Raw genomic sequence first — 20,245 nt, 5'->3', positions numbered from 1 at the left:
TCCAGACTGATGTATGACCAAAGTCATCAATTGTTTAATGGGTATGGGGCATTGGGAAGAGGACAAGGGGACTCTTGAGAATTGGGGACTTCTCCTAAAGGAGACGCTGCGCGAACGGAGGAAAAACTTGTTGCAATTTCTTACCTCTTGTCACCTTGTCCCCCTTGTCCCCTCCTGCTCCCCTGCTCCCTGCTTTCCACATCTCTTTCTCGAAAATTGGTAAGATTTTGCTACCGCCAACAGCGCAGATCGATTAAGCTAGCTGAAAGATTCTTTGATTAGTGGCTTAAAGGCGGTAGTGTGCCTAAACATGTTCGTTTGATTTCTCTTTTAATGGTCTGTAGTTTGTGGAGTATGCCAAAAGCCGCTAACGCGCAGGCATTAATACCCCATACACTGCAATTAGATACGACAAAGTTAGAAAAGCAAGGGTTGAGCTTGGCACAAGAGGCGGCTCAACTAGCTCAGTTTCAACAGGTTGAATTAGCTTTGCCACGAGCGCGGCTGGCTAGTCAACTGGCTCCTGGGAATGACAAAGTATGGTTGCTGCTAGGTGGATTGCAGTTGCAATCCAAAGAGTTTGATGGGGCGATCGCTAGTCTGAAAAAAGCACAATCTCTCAACCCCAAAAATGGTGATATTTTGTTTGCCTTGGGTTCAGCGAATTTTCAACAGAAAAATTACCAGGCTGCTGTTGTCAATTATCAAGATGGTTTAAAATTAAAACCCAACGATCCAGAGGGATTATTTGATTTGGGTAATGCTTATTATTTGCTGGGTAAATTGCCAGATGCGATCGCACAGTACAATAAAGCCGTTTCTCAAGATAAAAAATTCTGGCCGGCGCTCAACAATATTGGCTTAATCAACTACGAACAAGGTAATATCCCTGAAGCAATTAAGCGATGGCAATCTGCTGTAACCCTTGAGAAACAAGCAGCAGAACCGTTATTGGCCTTAGCCGTGGCACTGTATACTAAAGGCGATCACCAACAAGGACTAACCTTGGGAGAAGCTGCACTCCGTATCGATTCGCGCTACGCTAATTTGAATTTTCTCAAAGAAAATCTCTGGGGCGATCGTTTACTGTCTGATACGAAAAAATTCCTAGAATTACCACGTGTTCAAGCAGCTATACAGCAACGAGAAAACTCATCATCAGCGCCTACGCCAAGAATACAGCCTACTCAATAGACAGTGCTGAGTGCTGAGTGAGGAGTTATGAATTTACGAGTTCAAATATTTAATTGTTAATTCCAAACTTATAACTCCAAACTCTTTACTCAGCACTCACTACTCAGCACTCCTCCTTACCACTTGCCTAAAAGTACTTTTCGTAGTACATCTATACTAAATAAATACAGCAATTAGTTGCCCAAAAATATTGGCGGGCAAGTATTCCTGAAATTAAGTCGTTAATTCTCAGTGTTAGTCTGTGGGTAGAAGTGCGATGATTTGGTCAACGAACTGTTGATGGTCAACAACTGGTTTAGAAATGTAGCCATTAGCACCGCTTTGCTTGAGAAAATTCTCGCGATCGCCTTCCATAGCATGTGCTGTTACCAGAATTACAGGTAAGTTTGCTGTTTTTGGATCGGATTTTAACATTTGTGTAATCTTGATTCCATCAACAGACTTGCCTTGGTAAACACTTCTGGAGAGAGAAACATCCATTAAAATCAGGTCGGCTTCTCCTGATTGGGCAATTTTTATGACTTCTTCCACATTTTCAGTGTGTTTCACACCCAAGCCACCACGCTTGGACAAAATTTTGGAAAAAACACGAGCATTAATTAGATCGTCTTCGACAATTAAAACAGTTTTCATGAGAATTTTAGTTATAGAGGTGAGGAGATTCAAGAATTCCAGAATACAAAATTAAGAAATGCAATCATGATGAAAAGGAGTCAGAAGACAGAATTCAGAATTCAGAATAACTCAGCAGTAAAGTCAGAAGTAACAATCACAGAAAGAATTTTTTCTTCTGCATGATTAAAATAGCTTGCTCTAAACCTCAATTATCTATCCAGTCCCACAAAATCCATTCTGGATTCTGTCTCCTGAATTCTGAATTCTTCTTTGGTAAGTATCATGGCTACTAAGTTTATGTAGATTATACTCGTATGCATCCTTTTTAATAGTCAATGTATATCCTTGTCATCAAGGATGATACTACTGCTTTTTTTTCTGTGACTATCAAAATTTTGTTATGAATCTCATTTCATCCGTTATGCTGTGGTTGCCGCAGTGTTGAGTTGCATCAGCTTTTGTGTAGTTAAATTTCAGGGAAAAAACTCATGGCAAAACAGTTAAACCTTCTCTCAACGGGACAGGTAATTCCAACAGCCCTGCACACGGAGATGCAACGGTCTTATCTAGAATATGCCATGAGCGTGATTGTCGGGCGAGCGCTACCAGACGTGCGTGATGGCTTAAAACCAGTGCATCGACGTATTTTATATGCAATGCACGAACTCGGTTTAGTACCAGATAGACCTTATCGAAAATGTGCTCGTGTAGTGGGTGATGTGTTGGGTAAATACCATCCTCACGGCGACCAATCAGTTTACGATGCTTTAGTCAGGCTGGTGCAGGATTTTTCTAGCCGCTATCCCTTGCTGGCAGGACATGGTAACTTTGGCAGCGTCGATAATGACCCGCCAGCAGCGATGCGTTATACAGAAACGCGCCTCGCACCCATCAGCCATGAAGGAATGTTGACAGAAATTGGTGAAGAAACTGTGGAATTTATCGGAAACTTCGACAATTCCCAGCAAGAACCAACAGTGTTACCTGCTCAGTTGCCGTTTCTGCTACTTAATGGTTGTTCTGGTATTGCCGTAGGAATGGCGACAAATGTACCACCTCACAATTTGGGGGAAGTTGTCGATGGGTTAGTTGCTTTAATCGACAACCCAGATTTGCCAGATGAAAAATTATTTGAGCTAATTCCAGGGCCAGATTTTCCCACTGGTGGGGAAATAGTTGGTGAAGCGGGAATTCGGGAAGGATATACCACAGGTAAAGGTGGAATTCTGCTGCGGGGAGTCGCGACTCTAGAAGAAATTCCAGCCGCTAAAGGAAGCAAGCGCCGGACGGCAATTATCATTACAGAATTGCCTTATCAAGTGAATAAAGCTGCCTGGATCGAGAAGGTAGCGGACTTAGTAAATCAAGGACGCTTGCAGGGAATTTCCGATCTTCGAGATGAGAGCGATCGCGAAGGGATGCGGGTAGTAATTGAACTCAAACGCGATACCAATCCCCAAGAAGTTCTCCAGAATTTATATCACCAAACTGCTTTACAAATGACCTTTGGGGCGATTCTCCTAGCAATAGTGGATGGACAACCCCGCCAGTTAAGTTTGCGTCAACTATTGCAGGAGTTTTTGAAATTCCGAGAAGAGACGCTGAACCGTCGCTACAATTACGAGTTGGGTAAAGCCCAAAGTCGTGTGCATTTGGTAGAAGGTTTGCTGAAAGCGCTGTCTAATTTGGATGAGGTAATTCAAATTTTGCGCCAAGCTCCCGATGGTAGTACGGCAAAAATTAATCTTTGTAGCCAACTAGATTTGACTGAGGTACAAGGAGATGCAATTCTAGCTATGCCGTTGCGTCGCCTCACCAGTTTAGAACAGCAAAATTTGCAGCAGGAATTTGAGCAGATAAGCGAACAAATTAAATTGTTGGAGCTATTACTAAACGATCGCCGCGAATTATTGAAGGCGCTGAAAAAAGATTTGCGATCGCTCAAGCGCAAGTACAACGATCCCCGACGCACGAAAATTGCACAAGAGCAAACGTCTAGAGCAGAAGAGCAAAAGTCTAAGGCAGAGGGGCAAAAAAGCAGAGAAGCACAGGAGGAAGAACTTAAATCTTCTCAACCAGTAGAAGAAGCGATTTTAGAATTTACCCAACGGGGTTATGTCCGCCGCACCCAGCCATCTGGGAGAAAGTCAAAAGCTGAAAATGGTCTGCACGATAATGACTTCATTATCCAAACTGTTTTAACTGACACGGAAAAAGACTTACTAATACTAACTGGTGGTGGCAAAGTCTATCCGGTGAATGTAGGAGAAATTCCCCCAACTACTGGACGTTCTCCACGGGGAAAACCTTTGATTACTATGCTCAGTAGTACTGCTCAAGGCGCTCAAGAAGCTGTGGTCAGCCGCTTTTTGCTCCCGGAAAATCTCGAAACTCAGCAGATGATTCTCCTAACAAAAGAGGGAAGAATTAAGCGTTTATCTTTGGGAGAATTCACTAACCTGACTCGGCGCGGAATCACGATATTGAAACTAAAAGATGATGATGAATTGTCATTTACCCAGTTCACTAAACCGGGGGAGCATCTAATTTTAGCTAGTTCCGGTGGGCGACTGTTGCGCTTTGCAGTCAATGATGAACAATTACCGATTATGGGACGCACAGCGATGGGTTTACAAGCATTTCGACTATTGAAAAATCAGCAAATGGTTGGCTGTGTCACTGTCGGTAAAGATGACCAACTGCTGCTAGTTACTCAAGAAGGATATGCCAAGCGGATGGCTGCGAGTCAGTTAAGAGCGGCGAATCGCGGCGATTTAGGTACGCAAGCGCTGAAATTTGCTAGCAAAACTGACAACTTAGCTGGTATGGTAATGGCGATGCCAACTCTTGGAGACGCTACGCGAACGGCAGGCTACGCCAACGCATCTGGCGAAGTAGCTTTAGTAACGAATAAGGAGCGGGTAGTGCGCATACCTGTGGAAACAGTGCCGATTTTAGGTAGGGATGTCAAAGGTGAAAGCATCCTCAAACTCAGCCGCGATGAAAAAATCATCACCGTGGCGGAAGTGCGATCGTAAATTAGGGTAATGTTCAACTTGCGACAAGCCAACTTGCAGGACTTAGAGACACTAATTCAACTGCATCTTGAACTCCTGCAAGAGGCTGGCGAAATTAAAGGTGATTCTGACACCACAAACCTAGCAGAGGCGACTCGAAAATATCTTGGCGAAAAAATGCCGCCAGGTGAGTTTTTAGCTTGGATAGCTGAAGTAGATAACCAAATTGTTGCCACTAGCGGCTTGGTATTTTTTCAACGCCCCCCTTACAACGGCAATCTCTCAGGCTTAGAAGCCTACATTCTGAACGTTTATACAATTCCGATGTGGCGAGGCCAGGGAATTGCAACAGCATTATTAAAGGAAATTATTAGCTTTGTGAGAGCGACAGAGGCAAAACGCCTCTGGCTCCACGCAACTGAGAATGGTAAACGTATCTACGAGAAGCTTGGTTTTGTCTCAACTTCAAAAGAAATGGAAATGGTCTGGTACTAACTTAAATTCTCAATAAATTTTTTATTTTAAAATGCGATATATATTTAAACTCAAGCAATGTAACTAAATTAGTTGATAATTGATCTCAATAGTATAAAATTGTTTATAAAGCTAAAAGTCTGAATAACATTTCTTCTACCTCAGTAAATCTCACTGAAGGTTGATGTTTTAATTTGTCTAGATAGCTATCAAGACTTATGTCAAGCTTTGGAAACAAAAATATAAAAAATGTTGCCTTTCTACAAATATTTGTTATATTAGTTTACATAAGCCAATAAACCTTAAGAATTAAGTTTGGAGTCCTAACAATGACAAATGCAAGTACAACAAAAGTAACTACTCCCGTAATTGAAGATCGCAACGCTTGGCGTTGGGGCTTTACCCCACAAGCAGAAATTTGGAACGGTCGCTTGGCGATGATTGGTTTTTTAGCAGCCGTTTTGGTTGAACTTTTTTCTGGTCAAGGTTTTCTACACTTTTGGGGCATTCTATAAGTTTTAATATTTAAGATGACCTATAAATAAAAAAACCTGGAGTGCTAATTCACTACCAGGTTTTTTATTTGTTTTGTCATTAGTCATTTGTTTATTTACTAATGACTAATGGCTATTGACTAAGTACTACCGAATATACTCTTTGAGAACGCTGTTACGATTTGGGTGGCGTAACTTGCGGAGTGCCTTCGCCTCAATTTGACGAATTCGTTCGCGAGTGACGTTGAAAATCTGTCCGATTTCCTCAAGGGTCTTCATCCGACCGTCATCCAAACCGTAACGCAGTCTGAGAACATCCCGTTCGCGTGGGCTGAGACTGTCGAGGACTTTTTCGAGGTCTTCGCGCAGAAGATTTTTGGAAACTTGGTCTTCTGGTGTCTCACCATCGGATTCAATAAAATCGCCTAATCGAGAATCTTCTTCTTTACCAATTGGCGTTTCTAATGAGATAGGTAACTGGGCGGATTTAGCAATGAACCGCAACTTCTCGATGGTCATTTCCATGCGAGTGGCGATTTCTTCTTCGGTGGGTTTGCGACCCATTTCTTGAGATAGCAGTTTGGTAGTTTTCTTAATCCGCGAGATAGTTTCGTAAAGGTGAACTGGAAGACGAATTGTGCGGGATTGATCTGCGATCGCACGGGTAATTGCTTGGCGAATCCACCATGTAGCGTATGTAGAAAACTTATAACCTTTTTCGTGGTCAAACTTTTCAGCGGCACGAATCAAACCGAGACTGCCTTCCTGAATTAAGTCTTGGAACGACAAACCACGATTCATGTACTTCTTAGCAATTGAAACTACAAGACGGAGGTTAGATTGCACCATCTTGTCTTTCGCCCTGCGACCAACATGGAGGCGATAACGAAAGGCTGGTAGTGGCAGTTGTACTGCTTCTGCCCATTCACTATCTCGAGGATCGCGATCTAATTGCTCACAGAGTCTTTCGCGTACCCTCTCTAATTCCAGCAAATCGGCTATTTTCCGCGCCAATTCAATTTCTTCGTCTGCCCGCAACAGACGAATTCTACCAATCTCTTGCAAGTAAAGCCGAATTGAATCTTCGGTATAGTGCTTTTTCTTGCTTTGTGTCCGACGACGCGATTTAGCGGCTTTTCCAGACTTTGCGTCGTCCTCATCAGACTGAGGCTCTAAAAATTCCTCGTCACCTTCATCTACGATCAGCAAGTCCTCTTCATCGTCTATTAAGAGTTCTTCTAACTCGAGCTCAGGCTGATTCATTATTTCTAGGTCAGGCTGATATATGCTTTCGAGTACGTTGTTAGCCTGGTTCATGCCGCGTTCCTCATGCTCCTTGCAGAATCAATTACTCAAGATGTGTTTAGCGCTCTTTTAAACGAGCCAATTACCAACCGAAAATAAGCTTTTTGGCAGATTTGCCAGAGATATTTTCGGACGTTTTAAACCTCCAGTAGGAGGGTTTTTACTTCAGTTTAAGCAACTACTAAAAATGACTTGCTCACTTTAGTAAATGTTATATGTGTCACTATCACATATTGCTTTCAACTAACTGGTCAAAAGAAAGACTCGCCTTTATCACAAAATTTGCCACTCTATACAAATGAGTTCATACTGTTGGCAGATTTTCGTATAAAGACTCTTCCGATTGTAGCCTGTTTCACAGAAATTGCACTCTTTTTGTGTATAAATCATGAATTCATTAAGCAATTGTTAGCTATTTTCACCAAAAAGACATTGAAAACGGGATTTATACCCGGAAATTTTTTCCACTTTTCGGAATTGCAGTGACGCTCTTATTACATTACGAAGTAAGTACGCTTGCTCCTGCCGAATTTCATGTATTTTACACAACATTAATTACTGAGAGAGAGTGCATTTTATGTTAACTCAGACTATTCGTCTTAACCTACTCATTTTTACATTTCCTTCATAAATTAAGCATCCCTCAGACTAAAACAGGTATTGTCCTTGGGTTAAATACAACAACGGTGGTGCTTGCCTGAAAGCAGTTAACCTTCTGCGTACTAACTACCTTAACTGAGGAGTTGAGGCGGTGGTACAATCGACTTGATCGCAGATCAATTTAGGTTTACTAATTTGGTCTTATTCACACGTTAGCGCACTGTGGTGATTTCAGCCCTATGAAACTTGACAAACTTTTTTTATTGTATACAAAGATATTTTAATCAATTCAAAAACAATTTGTCCTGCGAACTTGCCAATATTGTCTTATCTTAGGCAAAAGTACATTTGATACATACGACATAATGGCGATCGCTACGCCACTATATGAAGATATTAACAAGTTTTCAGCCTTGTAGTGTCTACTTACAACAGCTATTACCACGAACACAGAAAACCCAGCAGATTAACTGATGATTTAGTTACAAAGAACTTTTGCGTAAATCACTTGTAAACTTAAGTACTTTTAATTCAGTAATTTTCTGTTATCTGATGATGATAAATCCTCAAAATACTTATTAATTGCTGTTGGATAGATAATATTTAGTTATTTTCTTAAAGCATAACAAATGTGTTTCTAGCGGGTGGTTCAAAATAATCAGCGAGTCAGAGCAAAGAGTATTATCTAGACTAAATTTCCAATAAAGTTAGTAGTTATGTTAACAATCGAGCATTGATTGTTTGGAAAATATTGACAATAAGCAAATTATATGGTTTTTCTAACCATATAATTTGGAATATTTGTAGTTTTTGTATTATTAAATATTTGCTCTTTTAACAAGTCAACCTAAATTTTTGATTGTTCGCGACTAGTTCAAAGTTAGGGAGGTTTTCAAAGCTACCCCTAATTAAAACTGGGGACTATGAACTTTGCTGAACTACCGTGGTGTTGGGGTGGTGTTTAGATTTGCAGGGAAATTAGGTGGGAGAAGTACTTGGTCAACTACATGAACGATGCCATTGCTAGCTGGAATATCTGGCTGAGTCACCTTAGCATTGTTAACTGTGATTGAGTTACTGGCACGATCAACTGTGATTTTAACGGGACTACCCTCAATTGTTTTAACTTCTCCAGATGTCAATTGCTGGGAGGTAATTCCCCCAGGGATAACGTGGTAGGAAAGAACCTTGATTAATTGTTGTTTGTTTGCTGGCTGTAAGAGTTGGTCTAGAGTAGCTTTTGGTAAAGCAGAGAACGCAGCGTCAGTAGGTGCAAATATTGTATAAGGGCCTGGTGTAGCCAATTGTTCAGTTAAGCCGGCAGCTTGCACTGCTTGGATGAGAATTTTAAATTGTCCTTGACTAGCTGTTGATTTTGCCAATTGTGCTAAATTTTGGGTGGCAATAGTCGCAGTAGGAGTTGGCGTGACGAGGGGGACAGTTGTTGGAGAGACAGTTGTTGGAGCTTCTGCGACAGGTTGAGCGCAGGCAGACAGAGCAACTAAGCTACCTATGCCAATAATATTGAACAATGCTCTTCCTACTATGCTTTTGCTTGCTTTCATAACTTTGTGTAGAATCCAGCTGAATAGGGAATTATTAACAATAGTTTATGAATTTATGGATATAGTCACTCATCTAACGACATAGTTTGTAGTAAAAAAATCTTGATTCAAAACTTTGAAAAAATACACAATTTGTCATCAACCAAAAGAAGTAGTTTTTATAAAACTTTGGATATAAAGTCTTTACCAAAATCTGTTGCAGTAATGTTAAGCAATACCTGAAAGCTAAATAGATCCCCTATTTCTCAAAGAAATAGGGGATCTAGTTTTTTAGGAATGATTTAGGACTGCTGGTATTTAGATATCTAGGTCAGTGAAATTGAGTTTAGAGCCATAGGTTTCGATGAATTCTCGTCTGGGTGCAACGCGATCGCCCATTAAAATTGTAAAGATGCGATCGGCTTCTGCGGCATCTTCAATTTCGACTTGCTTCATTTTACGGGTTTCTGGGTTCATTGTGGTGTCCCAGAGTTGTTGTGGCATCATTTCACCTAAACCTTTGAAGCGTTGGATGGTATAGTTGGCGTTAGCAGGAAATTTGGCGATTGTTTGATCTTTTTCGCGATCGCTATAGCAATACTCATGATTACGTCCCCGTTCGACTTTAAACAATGGAGGACAAGCAATATAAATAAAGCCTTGTTCGATGAGCGATCGCTGATATCGATAGAAGAATGTTAACAACAAAGTCCGAATGTGCGCTCCATCTACGTCAGCATCCGTCATGATCACTATGCGGTGATAGCGCAATTGGGTGGAATCGAATTCATCACCTTTAACACCTAAACCAAGTGCTGTAATTAACGATTGAACTTCGTTATTTTTATAGATTTTAGCGTCGTCAGTTTTTTCGATGTTAAGAATTTTACCACGTAGAGGCAAGATTGCTTGAGTGCGGCGATCGCGTCCTTGTTTTGCACTTCCACCTGCTGAGTCGCCTTCCACAATAAATATCTCAGATTCGCTAGGGTCACGAGAGCTACAGTCAGCCAGTTTACCAGGTAATGGCGAAGATTCCAGTACAGATTTGCGTCTGACTAATTCCCGTGCATGACGCGCGGCTTCTGCGGCTTTGAAAGCTTGGATAGCTTTATCTAAAATTGAGTCTGCTATAGCAGGATGAAATTCGAGATACTCAGTAAGGACTTCTCCTACCAAAGAATCGACAATTCCCCGCACTTCGGTGTTACCGAGTTTGGTTTTAGTTTGTCCTTCAAATTCTGGATCGGGGACTTTAACGGAAATTACCGCAGTCAAACCTTCGCGGACGTGTTCGCCACTGAGGTTAGGTTCATTTTCTTTAATTTTATTGCGCTTGCGGGCGATCGCATTTAATGTCCGCGTCAGAACTGCCTTCAAGCCTTCTAAGTGCGTACCACCATCCACCGTGCGAATATTATTGGCAAAACCTAACACATTATCCGTGTAAGCATCAGTACACCACTGTAAAGAAACTTCCACTTGTACATTGTTCCGTTCTCCCTGCACATAGATAATTTCTTCATGCAACGGTTGTTTCTCACGGTTCATGTAAGCAATGTACTCTTTGATCCCACCCTTATACTCGTAAGTTTCTACCTTGGGTGTATCGCTTTTTAGTAGTTCTAAACGGTGGTCAGTAAAAGTAATTTTGACACCTGCATTTAGATAGGCTAATTCCCGTAGGCGACCTGATAAAGTGATGTAATCAAACTCAATGCTAATAGTAAATATTTGGGTATCTGGCTTAAAAGTAACAGAAGTTCCAGTTCTAGCTTCTTTGCAAGGTTTGACTTGCAGATCGCTAACTGGGATACCGCGTTCGTAGCGCTGAAGATGAACCTTTTTCTCTCGCCAAACCGTAACTTCTACAACCTCAGATAGGGCATTAACAACAGAAATACCAACCCCGTGCAATCCTCCAGAAACTTTGTAACCACCGCCGCCAAACTTTCCACCTGCGTGTAGTACGGTCATTACGGTTTCCAAAGCCGATTTCCCGGTACGTGAGTGAGTATCAACGGGAATACCGCGACCATCATCTGTTACAGTTACAGAACCATCTGCGTTGATATCGACTTCTATATGAGTGCAATAACCCGCTAAAGCCTCATCAATTGAATTGTCCACCACCTCGTAAACTAAATGGTGGAGTCCTCGTGGTCCAGTGGTACCGATGTACATTCCTGGTCTTTTGCGGACGGCTTCCAGACCTTCCAGAACTTGAATCTGATCGGCACTGTAACTGCTCGTCATGTAAACTCTCCTGATGCGTGGGGTTGAAATCGCCGAAAGGCAAATAAAAGTAAAAACACTCCAAAATTGTAACACAAAAGCCTTGCTGGCGTCTGTAGGGCATTTTCAAGAGAAGTTTATACTGGGGTTGCAGTACCGTGCAATAGGAACAGAGGAGCAGAGGGGCAGGGCAGCAGGGGGAGAAGAACTATTAATTATTGCTCAATGCCCCATAAGAAATGACTAATTACTAATGACTAAATTAATTGTGATTTGTGGGGCGACAGCAACGGGTAAATCAAGTTTGGCATTGGCTTTGGCAAGGCGGTTGGGTTCTATAATTCTTAGTGCTGATTCTCGTCAAGTTTACCGTGAGTTTGATATTGGGACGGCAAAACCAACTGCGGCTGAACAAAAATTGGTGCAGCACTATTTAATAGATATCTGCGAGCCAACAGACATGATGACAGTAGCAGACTATCAGGAGCGAACACAAGCTTTAATTGCTTCTGATGGTGTTATACCACTATTGCTAGTTGGTGGGACTGGTTTATACATCCGTTCTATTGTTCGAGGTATGAAAATTCCGAGAGTTGCACCACAGATGGAATTGCGATCGCAGCTTGAATCTCTAGGTCAAACACAACTTTACGCAATGTTACAACAAGTTGATCCAGTTGCAGCACAAAAGATTCATGGTAACGATTGCGTGCGAACTTTACGAGCATTAGAAGTATTTTACGTCACGGGATATCCAATTTCAGAACAGCAAGGGGAGAATCCACCAAATTATCCGATTTTGCAAATTGGTTTAGATTGCAATGTTGAAAGGTTGGCTGCTCGTATTCAACAGCGTACTGAGGAGATGATAGCAAATGGTTTGGTTGCTGAGGTGGAGTATCTTTGTCAAAAATATGGCGCTGATTTGTCTTTGTTGAATACTTTGGGATATCAAGAAATCAAGCAATATTTGGCTGGGGATATTTCCTTAGATGAAGCGAAAGAATTAACAGTTTTGCATACACGGCAATTTGCCAAACGCCAACGTACTTGGTTTAGAGCAGATCCACAAATTGAATGGTTTGATTCAGATGATTCTAATGTATTAGAGAAGGTTTGGCATCGTATAAATGAGTTTATAATTTGCACAAGTTCGTGATAAATTTTTGCTCATGTAAAGACGTAAAGTTTTTTTGCGTCTTTACAGCGAGTGTCCTAAAAAGTATTGGGATCTATGCCCATAGCCCGTAACCTATCTGCTAATAATTGGGTGCGTTGTTCTGCTTGTTCGGCACGTTGTCGTTCCTGTTCGGCACGTTGTCGTTCCTGTTCGGCACGTTGTCGTTCCTGTTCGGCACGTTCATCTCCAGTCGATAAAATATTACCATCTTGGTAGCACCAGCGTAGCCAACGATCCTGTCTACCTTCAAATTCACCTTCCCACAAAGTTACGCCTAAACCAACTTGTTCTAACCAATTTTCTGAAGTTTCAAAATAGCGCCTTCCTCTAAGTTCATAAACGCGCAGGACTTTTTCTCCTAATTGCTGATTCGGGTCATATACGATGTAATAACTTGCCCGCATGTGTTCATAAATTTGCAGCTTTTTGCCCAGTTCATCACCTTCTTTATTAGAAACAATTTCAATCACGACTTCTGGAGGTTTACCAAAGCGCCAAACCATATAACAACGATTTTGTTTTTCCCACCAATTTTCAGGCACTTGCACATCTAAGCTGAGAAAGACATCAGGTACAATGGGGGGCTGAAGGTCTGTGTAGTAAATACCCACATTAGCTTCAGCTAAAAAAGTCTGACTTTGTAGAGAACTGTAAAGAGAACTGACTAAAAGGCGTTGTTGTTTGGCAGATGCAAAATTATCCACAGGTGTATCATTTTCAGTGACTAGCTGGTTGGCATCTGGCACATAGTAATCATCATCATTGATTAGAACTTTCTGAACCATGATTTTATCCAGTATTTAAGAGCGTTATTTCTAGGTTAATTGATGAAGAACGTCAAGTTTGGCTTAAGCAAGCAATAACAGTGTGTCCCCCTGGATACCATAGGTAATATTTGTAGATTATTCACTCGCTGTTGAGTTTTGATGAAATTAGGAAGCGACAACGCACTCTTAAGAGACATCGCACCTTCCGTACTTAAAATTATGCGATCGCTTTTACTCACTCTTAGCTGTTATTCTTGCAACAATAGTAATTACAGCTATACTAACCAGCCTGCAACATCTACCTTGAACTTTAAAAAACTATGCTTACCCAAGAGAAAAAACAACGCAACTGGAAACCCATTCTCAAAGCATTCGAGGTTGTTCTTGGCAAAAATGGCGTGGTGCAACGCCGTGAAGAACTCATTACCTATGAATGTGATGGTTTAACTGGCTATCGCCAACGTCCGGCTATAGTAGTGTTACCCAGAACTACAGAACAAGTTGCCCAAGTTGTGAAAATATGCAATCAATACTCTATCCCCTTCATAGCACGCGGTTCTGGCACTGGTCTATCTGGTGGCGCTTTACCATTAGAAAACTCTGTTTTAATTGTTACTTCATTAATGCGGCAAATCCTCAGCATTGATTTAGAAAATCAACGTACAGTTGTACAACCAGGGGTAATTAATAGTTGGGTAACACAAGCTGTTAGTGGTGCTGGATTTTACTACGCTCCTGACCCTTCCAGTCAAATTATTTGCTCTATTGGGGGCAACATTGCCGAAAATTCTGGTGGTGTACATTGTCTAAAATATGGTGTTACCACTAACCACGTTTTAGGATTAAAAATTGTCACGCCAGAAGGAGAAATTGTTGATTTAGGTGGACAAATTCCAGAAATGCCTGGTTATGATTTAACAGGTGTGTTTGTTGGTTCTGAAGGCACTTTAGGAATTGCTACAGAAATTACGTTGCGAATTCTCAAAAGTGCAGAATCAATTTGTGTGCTATTAGCAGATTTTACTAGCATTGAAGCTGCTGGGGCAACTGTTTCTGACATTATCAGCGCCGGGATTATTCCTGGCGGTATGGAAATGATGGATAACTTCAGTATCAATGCAGTTGAAGATGTTGTCGCAACTAATTGTTATCCCCGCGATGCTACTGCTATTTTACTAATAGAAATTGATGGTTTAGAAGTGGAAGTTGCAGGGAATAAGCAGCGAGTTACTGAAATTTGTAAAAAGAATGGGGCACGAAATGTCACTTCTGCTACTGATCCAGAAACCAGATTGAAATTATGGAAAGGACGCAAAGCTGCTTTTGCTGCTGCTGGACATTTAAGCCCAGATTATTATGTACAAGATGGTGTAATTCCTCGAACTCAGTTGCCTTATGTTCTGCACGAGATTAAGACATTAAGCGAACAATACGGTTATCGTGTTGCTAATGTCTTTCATGCTGGTGATGGCAATCTTCATCCGCTCATTCTTTATGATAATTCTGTGCCTGGAGCATTAGAGCAAGTAGAAGAAATGGGTGGAAAAATTCTTAAACTTTGTGTCCAAGTCGGTGGTAGTATTTCTGGCGAACATGGCATAGGTGAGGAGAAAAAATGCTATATGCCACAGATGTTTAGCCAAGTTGATTTAGAAACTATGCAATGGTTGCGGCAAGTTTTTAATCCTAAAGGATTAGCAAATCCTGAAAAGATATTCCCCACACCACGAACTTGTGGTGAAGCAGCAAATACATCGGCAATCAAGCAATTTGAAGGTGTGGAAAGATTTTAAGAAGAAAGAATTCAGGAGTCAAGAATTGGAAGTTAGGAGTAAGAGTTAGAGTTTGGAGTGCTAATTTATTAGGTTTTGGTATCGTTAACGTATATTCATTACCAAAACTGGCTCCGTATTATTTCAATTATTCTGACTCCTGACTTCTGGATTCTGTATTCTGAATCATCATTTTTTTACATTATCCGGAGAATTACAACTTTATTTTGTAGTTATATATATTCCGATCGCACTAGGTCACGCTTATAAATGAATCGGGTTATTCGTCGTTGTGTTTCTTGCTTGCTGTGTTTGGGATTAGTAATCGCTTTAACAGTTTTTTTACCCTCTTCACTGCCAGTTTATTCCCAAAAACCAAGTCCTTTAACTACAGAAATTCGCGGCGTTTGGCTCACTAATGTTGGTAGTGGTGTACTATTTTTACCTTGGGGTATTAACCGTGCTATAAATCAATTATCTGCTCTCAACTTTAATACAATTTATCCTGTAATTTGGAACCGAGGACATACTTTTTATAAAAGTGCAGTAGCAAAAATAACTACAGGCTCAGAAACTCAACCTTTGCTTAACTTCATGCATGGTGGACAAGATGTTTTAGCAAAGATAGTAACACTTGGTAAAAATAAAGATTTGAGAGTCATTCCCTGGTTTGAATATGGATTCATGACGCCACATTATTCACAATTAGCAAGGCGTTATCCCGACTGGTTGACAATTGGGCAAGAAGGTATAAAGTCTACTCAAGATGCCCCGCCAGAAGAAATCGACAATATTTTAGTAACTAAGCTGGCCTGGTTGAATCCTTTACATCCGCAAGTGCAAGAATTTATTCAAGAGCTAATTTTGGAAGTAGTCAGGGATTACGATGTAGATGGTATTCAGCTTGATGACCATTTTGGGATGCCTGTACAGTTCGGGTATGATCGCTTCACTATTGAACTCTACCAGCAAGAGCATCAAGGCAAAAGTCCCCCAACCGATCCTTTTAACTCAGAATGGATGCGGTGGCGGGCAGATAAAATAACTGATTTTATGGCAGAAATCTACCAAGCTGTCAAGGCGGTTAAACCCAAAGTTAAAATATCTTTATCTCCTAACTCTCAAGGTTTTGCTTATAAATACTATTTGCAAGATTGGGAAAATTGGGTAAAAAAAGGTTTAGTTAATGAGTTAATTTTGCAGGTATATCGAAATGACAAAAAGTCTTTTATCACTCAACTAGAACTACCATCTATAAAATTGGCTCAAAGTCTAATTCCTGTAGGTATTGGGATATCAACAGGAACCTTCAGAAATCCGGTGAAAATGGCACAAGTTAGAGAACAAGTTCAGGTAGTGCGCGATCGCAATTTTGATGGTATCTCCTTTTTCTACTGGGAGAGTTTATGGGGTTACATCGTACCGGAATCACCCCAGCAGCGACGCAAAGGTTTTTTTGAAATGTTTAATGCCAGAACTGTCAAATTATTACAAACAAAGAAACTTTGATGCCATTTGCGCCTAAAAATACTAGATTTGGCTTTACATTCCTGTGGACTTTAGCTACTTTTGGCGGATTTTTATCGAGTTTACTCTTTATTGAAGTCGGTGAAAAGCCAGATATTGGAGTAATAGAGGCGGCTATCGGCGGATTTGCGATCGCACTTCCTCAAGGTTGTCTTCTCAAAAAACCTGTATTTTGTATCAGGTGGATTTTGTCAAGTGTTTTGGGTTGGAGTGTGATCACTGCGATCGGTATTGGTGCGGTGGGTTGGATTGTACCTAGCACTCAGATTCTTCCTTTGAGAATTTTGTCAGGGGCGGTTTATGGTGCGCTTGGGGGCTTGGGAATTGGATTGGCACAATGGTTAGCAATTCCCCAACTTGTAACCTGGCGATGGATATTTGTCTCTGGGGCAAGTTGGGCTGTTGCTGTCCCTATAGGTTCTTTTGTAGGAACGATCTGCCGCTACTTAAGCCAGTTATTTTTAGGCGAAGTCATCGGATTAGGCGTCACTTGGCTGCTGGTTGGTATCCTCACAGGAATCAATGCTCACAAATTGCGATTGTAACTCCTCTTATTAAGAATTATAAATTTAATTGAGGTTTGCACTGGGATATATGCAAACATCTTAAAGAATTGTTAAAAATAAATTGCAGTAAGTTTGCCTTCACCTGCAAATGTATTTTTGCCTTCAAAAAGCAGGATTTTGTTAAGCTGACTCCTATTAGCTTTCCTAGATTTCTGAACAAGAAGTAGAGAAAGAGCAAAATTTCGATGAGCAACGGCTGATAAGACTTTGCTATAGGCGCTAAAGTGCATCTACTACAAGCGTAACAACAAGAGAGCGCCTAGAAGAGTCAGTAATACAAGACAGGGACTCTCGCATGAATATAAATCCAGTGGAATCAACTATGGAGTTGACAAAATTATCACCACCTGAAATTCTTTTTGGCACGGAAGTAAATGAAAAAAGTGGTAGCGAGCAGTTTCTACTAAGTATGTACGATTCTGTGCAGGCATCAATATTTGTAGTTGATGTTTTGGAGGATGGGGATTTTCGATATGTGGCCCTTAATCCGACTCATGAGCGGTGGATAGGGATTCGTTCAGACGATCTCCGGGGCAAAAAACCAGAGGATATTCTTTGTGCGATTGATGCTGCCAAGGTACGTCAGCATTATGCTGACTGCGTGCAATTCGGCACAACTATTTCTTACGAACAATGTTTGCAATTCCAGGGAGTTCCGACTTGGTGGAGTACGACTCTCACCCCCCTAAAGGATGCTAACTCCAGGGTTTATCGACTGATTGGTACTAGTAGTAATATTACCCCTGTCAAGCAAGCAGAACAAGCAATTAGACTCCAGACTGAACGAGAGCAATTGCTAGAAGCGATCGCCGCACGGATTCACCAATCTGTAGAATTAGAGACAATTCTGCATCAGACAACAATTGAACTGCGGCAGTTTTTGAATTGCGATCGCGTGTTAATTTATCGTTTCGAGGCTGATGATAGTGGAGTAATCATTGCCGAATCAACTGTAGCCGCCAGCGATCCCCTATTGGGAAAAAACATCACCGATCCCTGCTTTAGTGGCAAACATCCAGAACACTACAAACAAGGTTGCATTCAAGTTATCGAAGATATTCATACAGCCGACTTGCATCCTTGCCATATAGATTTCCTGACATCTTTGCAGATCAGAGCTAATCTCGTAGTGCCGATTTTCCAAAAGCAAGATATCTGGGGGCTATTGATTGCCCAGCATTGTCACCAATCGCGTCAATGGCAGCAAACGGAAACTGACTTGCTCAAGCAGTTGGCAACTCAAATCGGCATTGCAGTCCAACAAACAAAACTTCATCAGCAAATTGAGGTTCTCAAAGCCAAGATGGAGTTACACAAGCAGAAGCATATTAATCAGTTGCAGCAGGTGCGAAACTTTGAAGCCTTGGTGCGACACATGACAGAACAAATCCGCGACAGTCTGGCTCAAACTCAAGTGTTGCAGACCCTTACCCAGGAATTAGCAAAGTTACTAAACCTCGATCGTTGCCAAATTGAACTTTACAGCACCTGCCAAACTCTAGTTACGATTACTTACGAATACTGCATTAACTTACCCCAGTGTAAAGGATTAACCAAACAGATTGCAGATTATCTTGAAGTTTATCAGCCGTTGTTGCAAAAACAACCATTACAATTTTTGGAAATTGTACCGGGATGGGAACCAAAGTTGCTAGTTATGTCCCAGATGGCTTGTCCAATTTTTGATCCTCAAGGGATTTTGGGGAATATTTGGCTGACAAGACCATCACAAGAGGCTTTTGATGAATTTGAAATTGAGCTAATGCAGCAGGTAGCAAATGAATGTGCGATCGCTATTCGTCAAGCCCAGCTTTACAAACAAAACCAGGAACAGGTAGAGGAACTAGAAAAAAGCCATCGGCTCAAAAACCAATTTCTCAGAACTCTATCCCAAGAACTGCGGACACCAATAACAAGCATTAGCCTTGCAGTCCAAACTCTCGAAAGTGTGCTCACACCAGCAGAAATATCAGAGATAGAAATAGTTCCGCAACTCTTGCAGATTCTGCATAACGAGTGTGGGCGAGAAAGCAAGTTAATTAACGACCTACTTACACTCACATATCTTGAAGCCGAACCCGATCCCCCAACCTTGATTGCCATTGACTTTCAAAGCTGGCTTCATCCGATTATCGAGTCTTTTCGACACCTCACCAACTGCCAGCGACAGCAGTTAAACCTGACTGTTGATCGGGCGCTGCCGCCTTTGGAGACAGATATCACTGATTTGGAGCGGATTGTCACCGAACTGCTCAACCACGCTTGCAAATACACCCCAGCCGGGGAATCAATCACAGTCTCTGCTCACTTGATCGGAGATAGAGTCGAGCTTAATATTACCAATTCGGGAATAGAACTTACCAGCAATGAACTCTCACGGATTTTTGAACCTTTCTATCACCTTTCCAAACACGATCCTTGGAAACATAGTGGTACGGGGCTGGAATTAGCATTAGTGCAGAAAATGGTCAGACATTTAGGCGGTTCAATTTATGTAGAAAGTGCAGCAGGTCAAACCACCTTCACCGTCAAATTCCCCTTTTAATTAGTTTTTTGGGCGCGGCACTAGCTAAATTGTCAAAAGTTGTGCTACGATTGTTATTCGTGTGGGTGACTAGCTCAACGGTAGAGCAGTAGACTCTTAATCTATTGGTTGCGGGTTCAAATCCCTCGTCACCCACTACTTTCAGCCTCCACGATTTTCCTTTGACTAATTCTTGACTAAATTGAGCAAGTGTTATCCTCCAAAAACGTTGTCTATCAAGGGTAATCACTGCTAAAGCTTTGACTAATTTGAATAAAAACGCCCACTGCCCACTGGACACCCTAGAATGTTCAGTGGGCAGAGAATTGCTAGAGTGAATCCCCAAAGAGTTAAGAAAGTTTTTTAGCGGCTCTCCACGCCTCGACGCAATTCCAGGCTTCATCGTATGAGTGATGCACGTGAGCGCATAA

General features: G+C 41.4%; 14 protein-coding genes and 1 tRNA gene. 10 read left to right on the top strand and 5 right to left on the bottom strand.

Annotated elements, in window-relative coordinates; translation table 11 throughout:
• Positions 1-300 precede the first annotated feature (300 nt).
• Positions 301-1,194 carry a tetratricopeptide repeat protein gene (locus V7K79_RS28055; RefSeq protein WP_335052543.1) on the top strand — a complete coding sequence of 298 codons (894 nt, stop codon included), beginning with the start codon at positions 301-303 and terminating at the stop codon, positions 1,192-1,194.
• A 234-nt stretch (positions 1,195-1,428) separates the two neighbouring features.
• On the opposite strand, the gene V7K79_RS28050 is transcribed toward V7K79_RS28055, so the two are convergent.
• Positions 1,429-1,827: a response regulator gene (locus V7K79_RS28050; RefSeq protein WP_335052541.1), complete on the bottom strand. Its 399-nt coding sequence runs from the start codon at positions 1,825-1,827 to the stop codon at positions 1,429-1,431.
• Between the two features lie 470 nt (positions 1,828-2,297).
• Here V7K79_RS28050 and gyrA point away from each other — a divergent pair, with 470 nt between their 5' ends.
• The 3 genes from gyrA (at position 2,298) to V7K79_RS28035 (ending at position 5,815) form a co-directional block, all read left to right on the top strand.
• Entirely contained in the window at positions 2,298-4,847 is a 2,550-nt protein-coding gene (gene gyrA, locus V7K79_RS28045) for a DNA gyrase subunit A (RefSeq protein ID WP_335052539.1), read from the top strand.
• A gap of 9 nt (positions 4,848-4,856) precedes the next feature.
• Positions 4,857-5,321: a GNAT family N-acetyltransferase gene (locus tag V7K79_RS28040; RefSeq protein ID WP_335052537.1), complete on the top strand. Its 465-nt coding sequence runs from the start codon at positions 4,857-4,859 to the stop codon at positions 5,319-5,321.
• Between the two features lie 308 nt (positions 5,322-5,629).
• Positions 5,630-5,815 (top strand): chlorophyll a/b-binding protein, encoded by a 186-nt coding sequence (locus V7K79_RS28035; RefSeq protein WP_104904897.1) that lies wholly within the window; start codon positions 5,630-5,632, stop codon positions 5,813-5,815.
• Between the two features lie 126 nt (positions 5,816-5,941).
• Here V7K79_RS28035 and rpoD read toward each other — a convergent pair whose 3' ends face one another.
• From rpoD to gyrB, 3 genes are all read right to left on the bottom strand, one after another.
• Positions 5,942-7,111, bottom strand: a complete 1,170-nt coding sequence (gene rpoD / locus V7K79_RS28030) for an RNA polymerase sigma factor RpoD (protein ID WP_104904896.1) — start codon at positions 7,109-7,111, stop codon at positions 5,942-5,944.
• Between the two features lie 1,526 nt (positions 7,112-8,637).
• The gene (locus tag V7K79_RS28025) at positions 8,638-9,264 is read right to left on the bottom strand and encodes a fasciclin domain-containing protein (RefSeq protein WP_335052535.1); all 627 of its coding nucleotides are present in this window, start codon (positions 9,262-9,264) and stop codon (positions 8,638-8,640) included.
• A gap of 297 nt (positions 9,265-9,561) precedes the next feature.
• Complete coding sequence (gene gyrB, locus V7K79_RS28020; RefSeq protein ID WP_335052533.1) at positions 9,562-11,499, bottom strand: DNA topoisomerase (ATP-hydrolyzing) subunit B; 1,938 nt, start codon at positions 11,497-11,499, stop codon at positions 9,562-9,564.
• Positions 11,500-11,731: 232 nt separating this feature from the next.
• On the opposite strand from gyrB, the gene miaA reads away from it, so the two are divergent.
• On the top strand, positions 11,732-12,637 hold the full coding sequence (gene miaA / locus V7K79_RS28015; RefSeq protein WP_335052532.1) for a tRNA (adenosine(37)-N6)-dimethylallyltransferase MiaA: 906 nt from the start codon (positions 11,732-11,734) through the stop codon (positions 12,635-12,637).
• A 56-nt stretch (positions 12,638-12,693) separates the two neighbouring features.
• Here the strand turns inward: miaA and V7K79_RS28010 are convergent, their stop codons facing one another.
• On the bottom strand, positions 12,694-13,443 hold the full coding sequence (locus V7K79_RS28010) for a Uma2 family endonuclease (protein ID WP_335052530.1): 750 nt from the start codon (positions 13,441-13,443) through the stop codon (positions 12,694-12,696).
• Positions 13,444-13,745: 302 nt separating this feature from the next.
• On the opposite strand from V7K79_RS28010, the gene glcD reads away from it, so the two are divergent.
• From glcD to V7K79_RS27985, 5 genes are all read left to right on the top strand, one after another.
• Positions 13,746-15,218: a glycolate oxidase subunit GlcD gene (gene glcD, locus V7K79_RS28005; protein ID WP_335052528.1), complete on the top strand. Its 1,473-nt coding sequence runs from the start codon at positions 13,746-13,748 to the stop codon at positions 15,216-15,218.
• Between the two features lie 249 nt (positions 15,219-15,467).
• The gene (locus V7K79_RS28000) at positions 15,468-16,706 is read left to right on the top strand and encodes a glycoside hydrolase family 10 protein (protein WP_335052526.1); all 1,239 of its coding nucleotides are present in this window, start codon (positions 15,468-15,470) and stop codon (positions 16,704-16,706) included.
• A complete protein-coding gene (locus tag V7K79_RS27995) occupies positions 16,706-17,269 on the top strand; it encodes a hypothetical protein (protein WP_335052524.1) in 564 nt (187 codons plus the stop codon). Before V7K79_RS28000 ends, V7K79_RS27995 begins: the two co-directional genes overlap by 1 nt.
• A gap of 316 nt (positions 17,270-17,585) precedes the next feature.
• Entirely contained in the window at positions 17,586-19,835 is a 2,250-nt protein-coding gene (locus tag V7K79_RS27990) for a sensor histidine kinase (RefSeq protein ID WP_335052522.1), read from the top strand.
• A 63-nt stretch (positions 19,836-19,898) separates the two neighbouring features.
• A tRNA-Lys gene (locus tag V7K79_RS27985) sits at positions 19,899-19,970 on the top strand.
• Positions 19,971-20,245 lie beyond the last annotated feature (275 nt).

The organism is Nostoc sp., from assembly GCF_036917575.1.
Classification (GTDB): domain Bacteria; phylum Cyanobacteriota; class Cyanobacteriia; order Cyanobacteriales; family Nostocaceae; genus Nostoc.
Note: the sequence above shows the minus strand (reverse complement) of the source record. Positions and strands in the feature narration are given on the sequence as shown.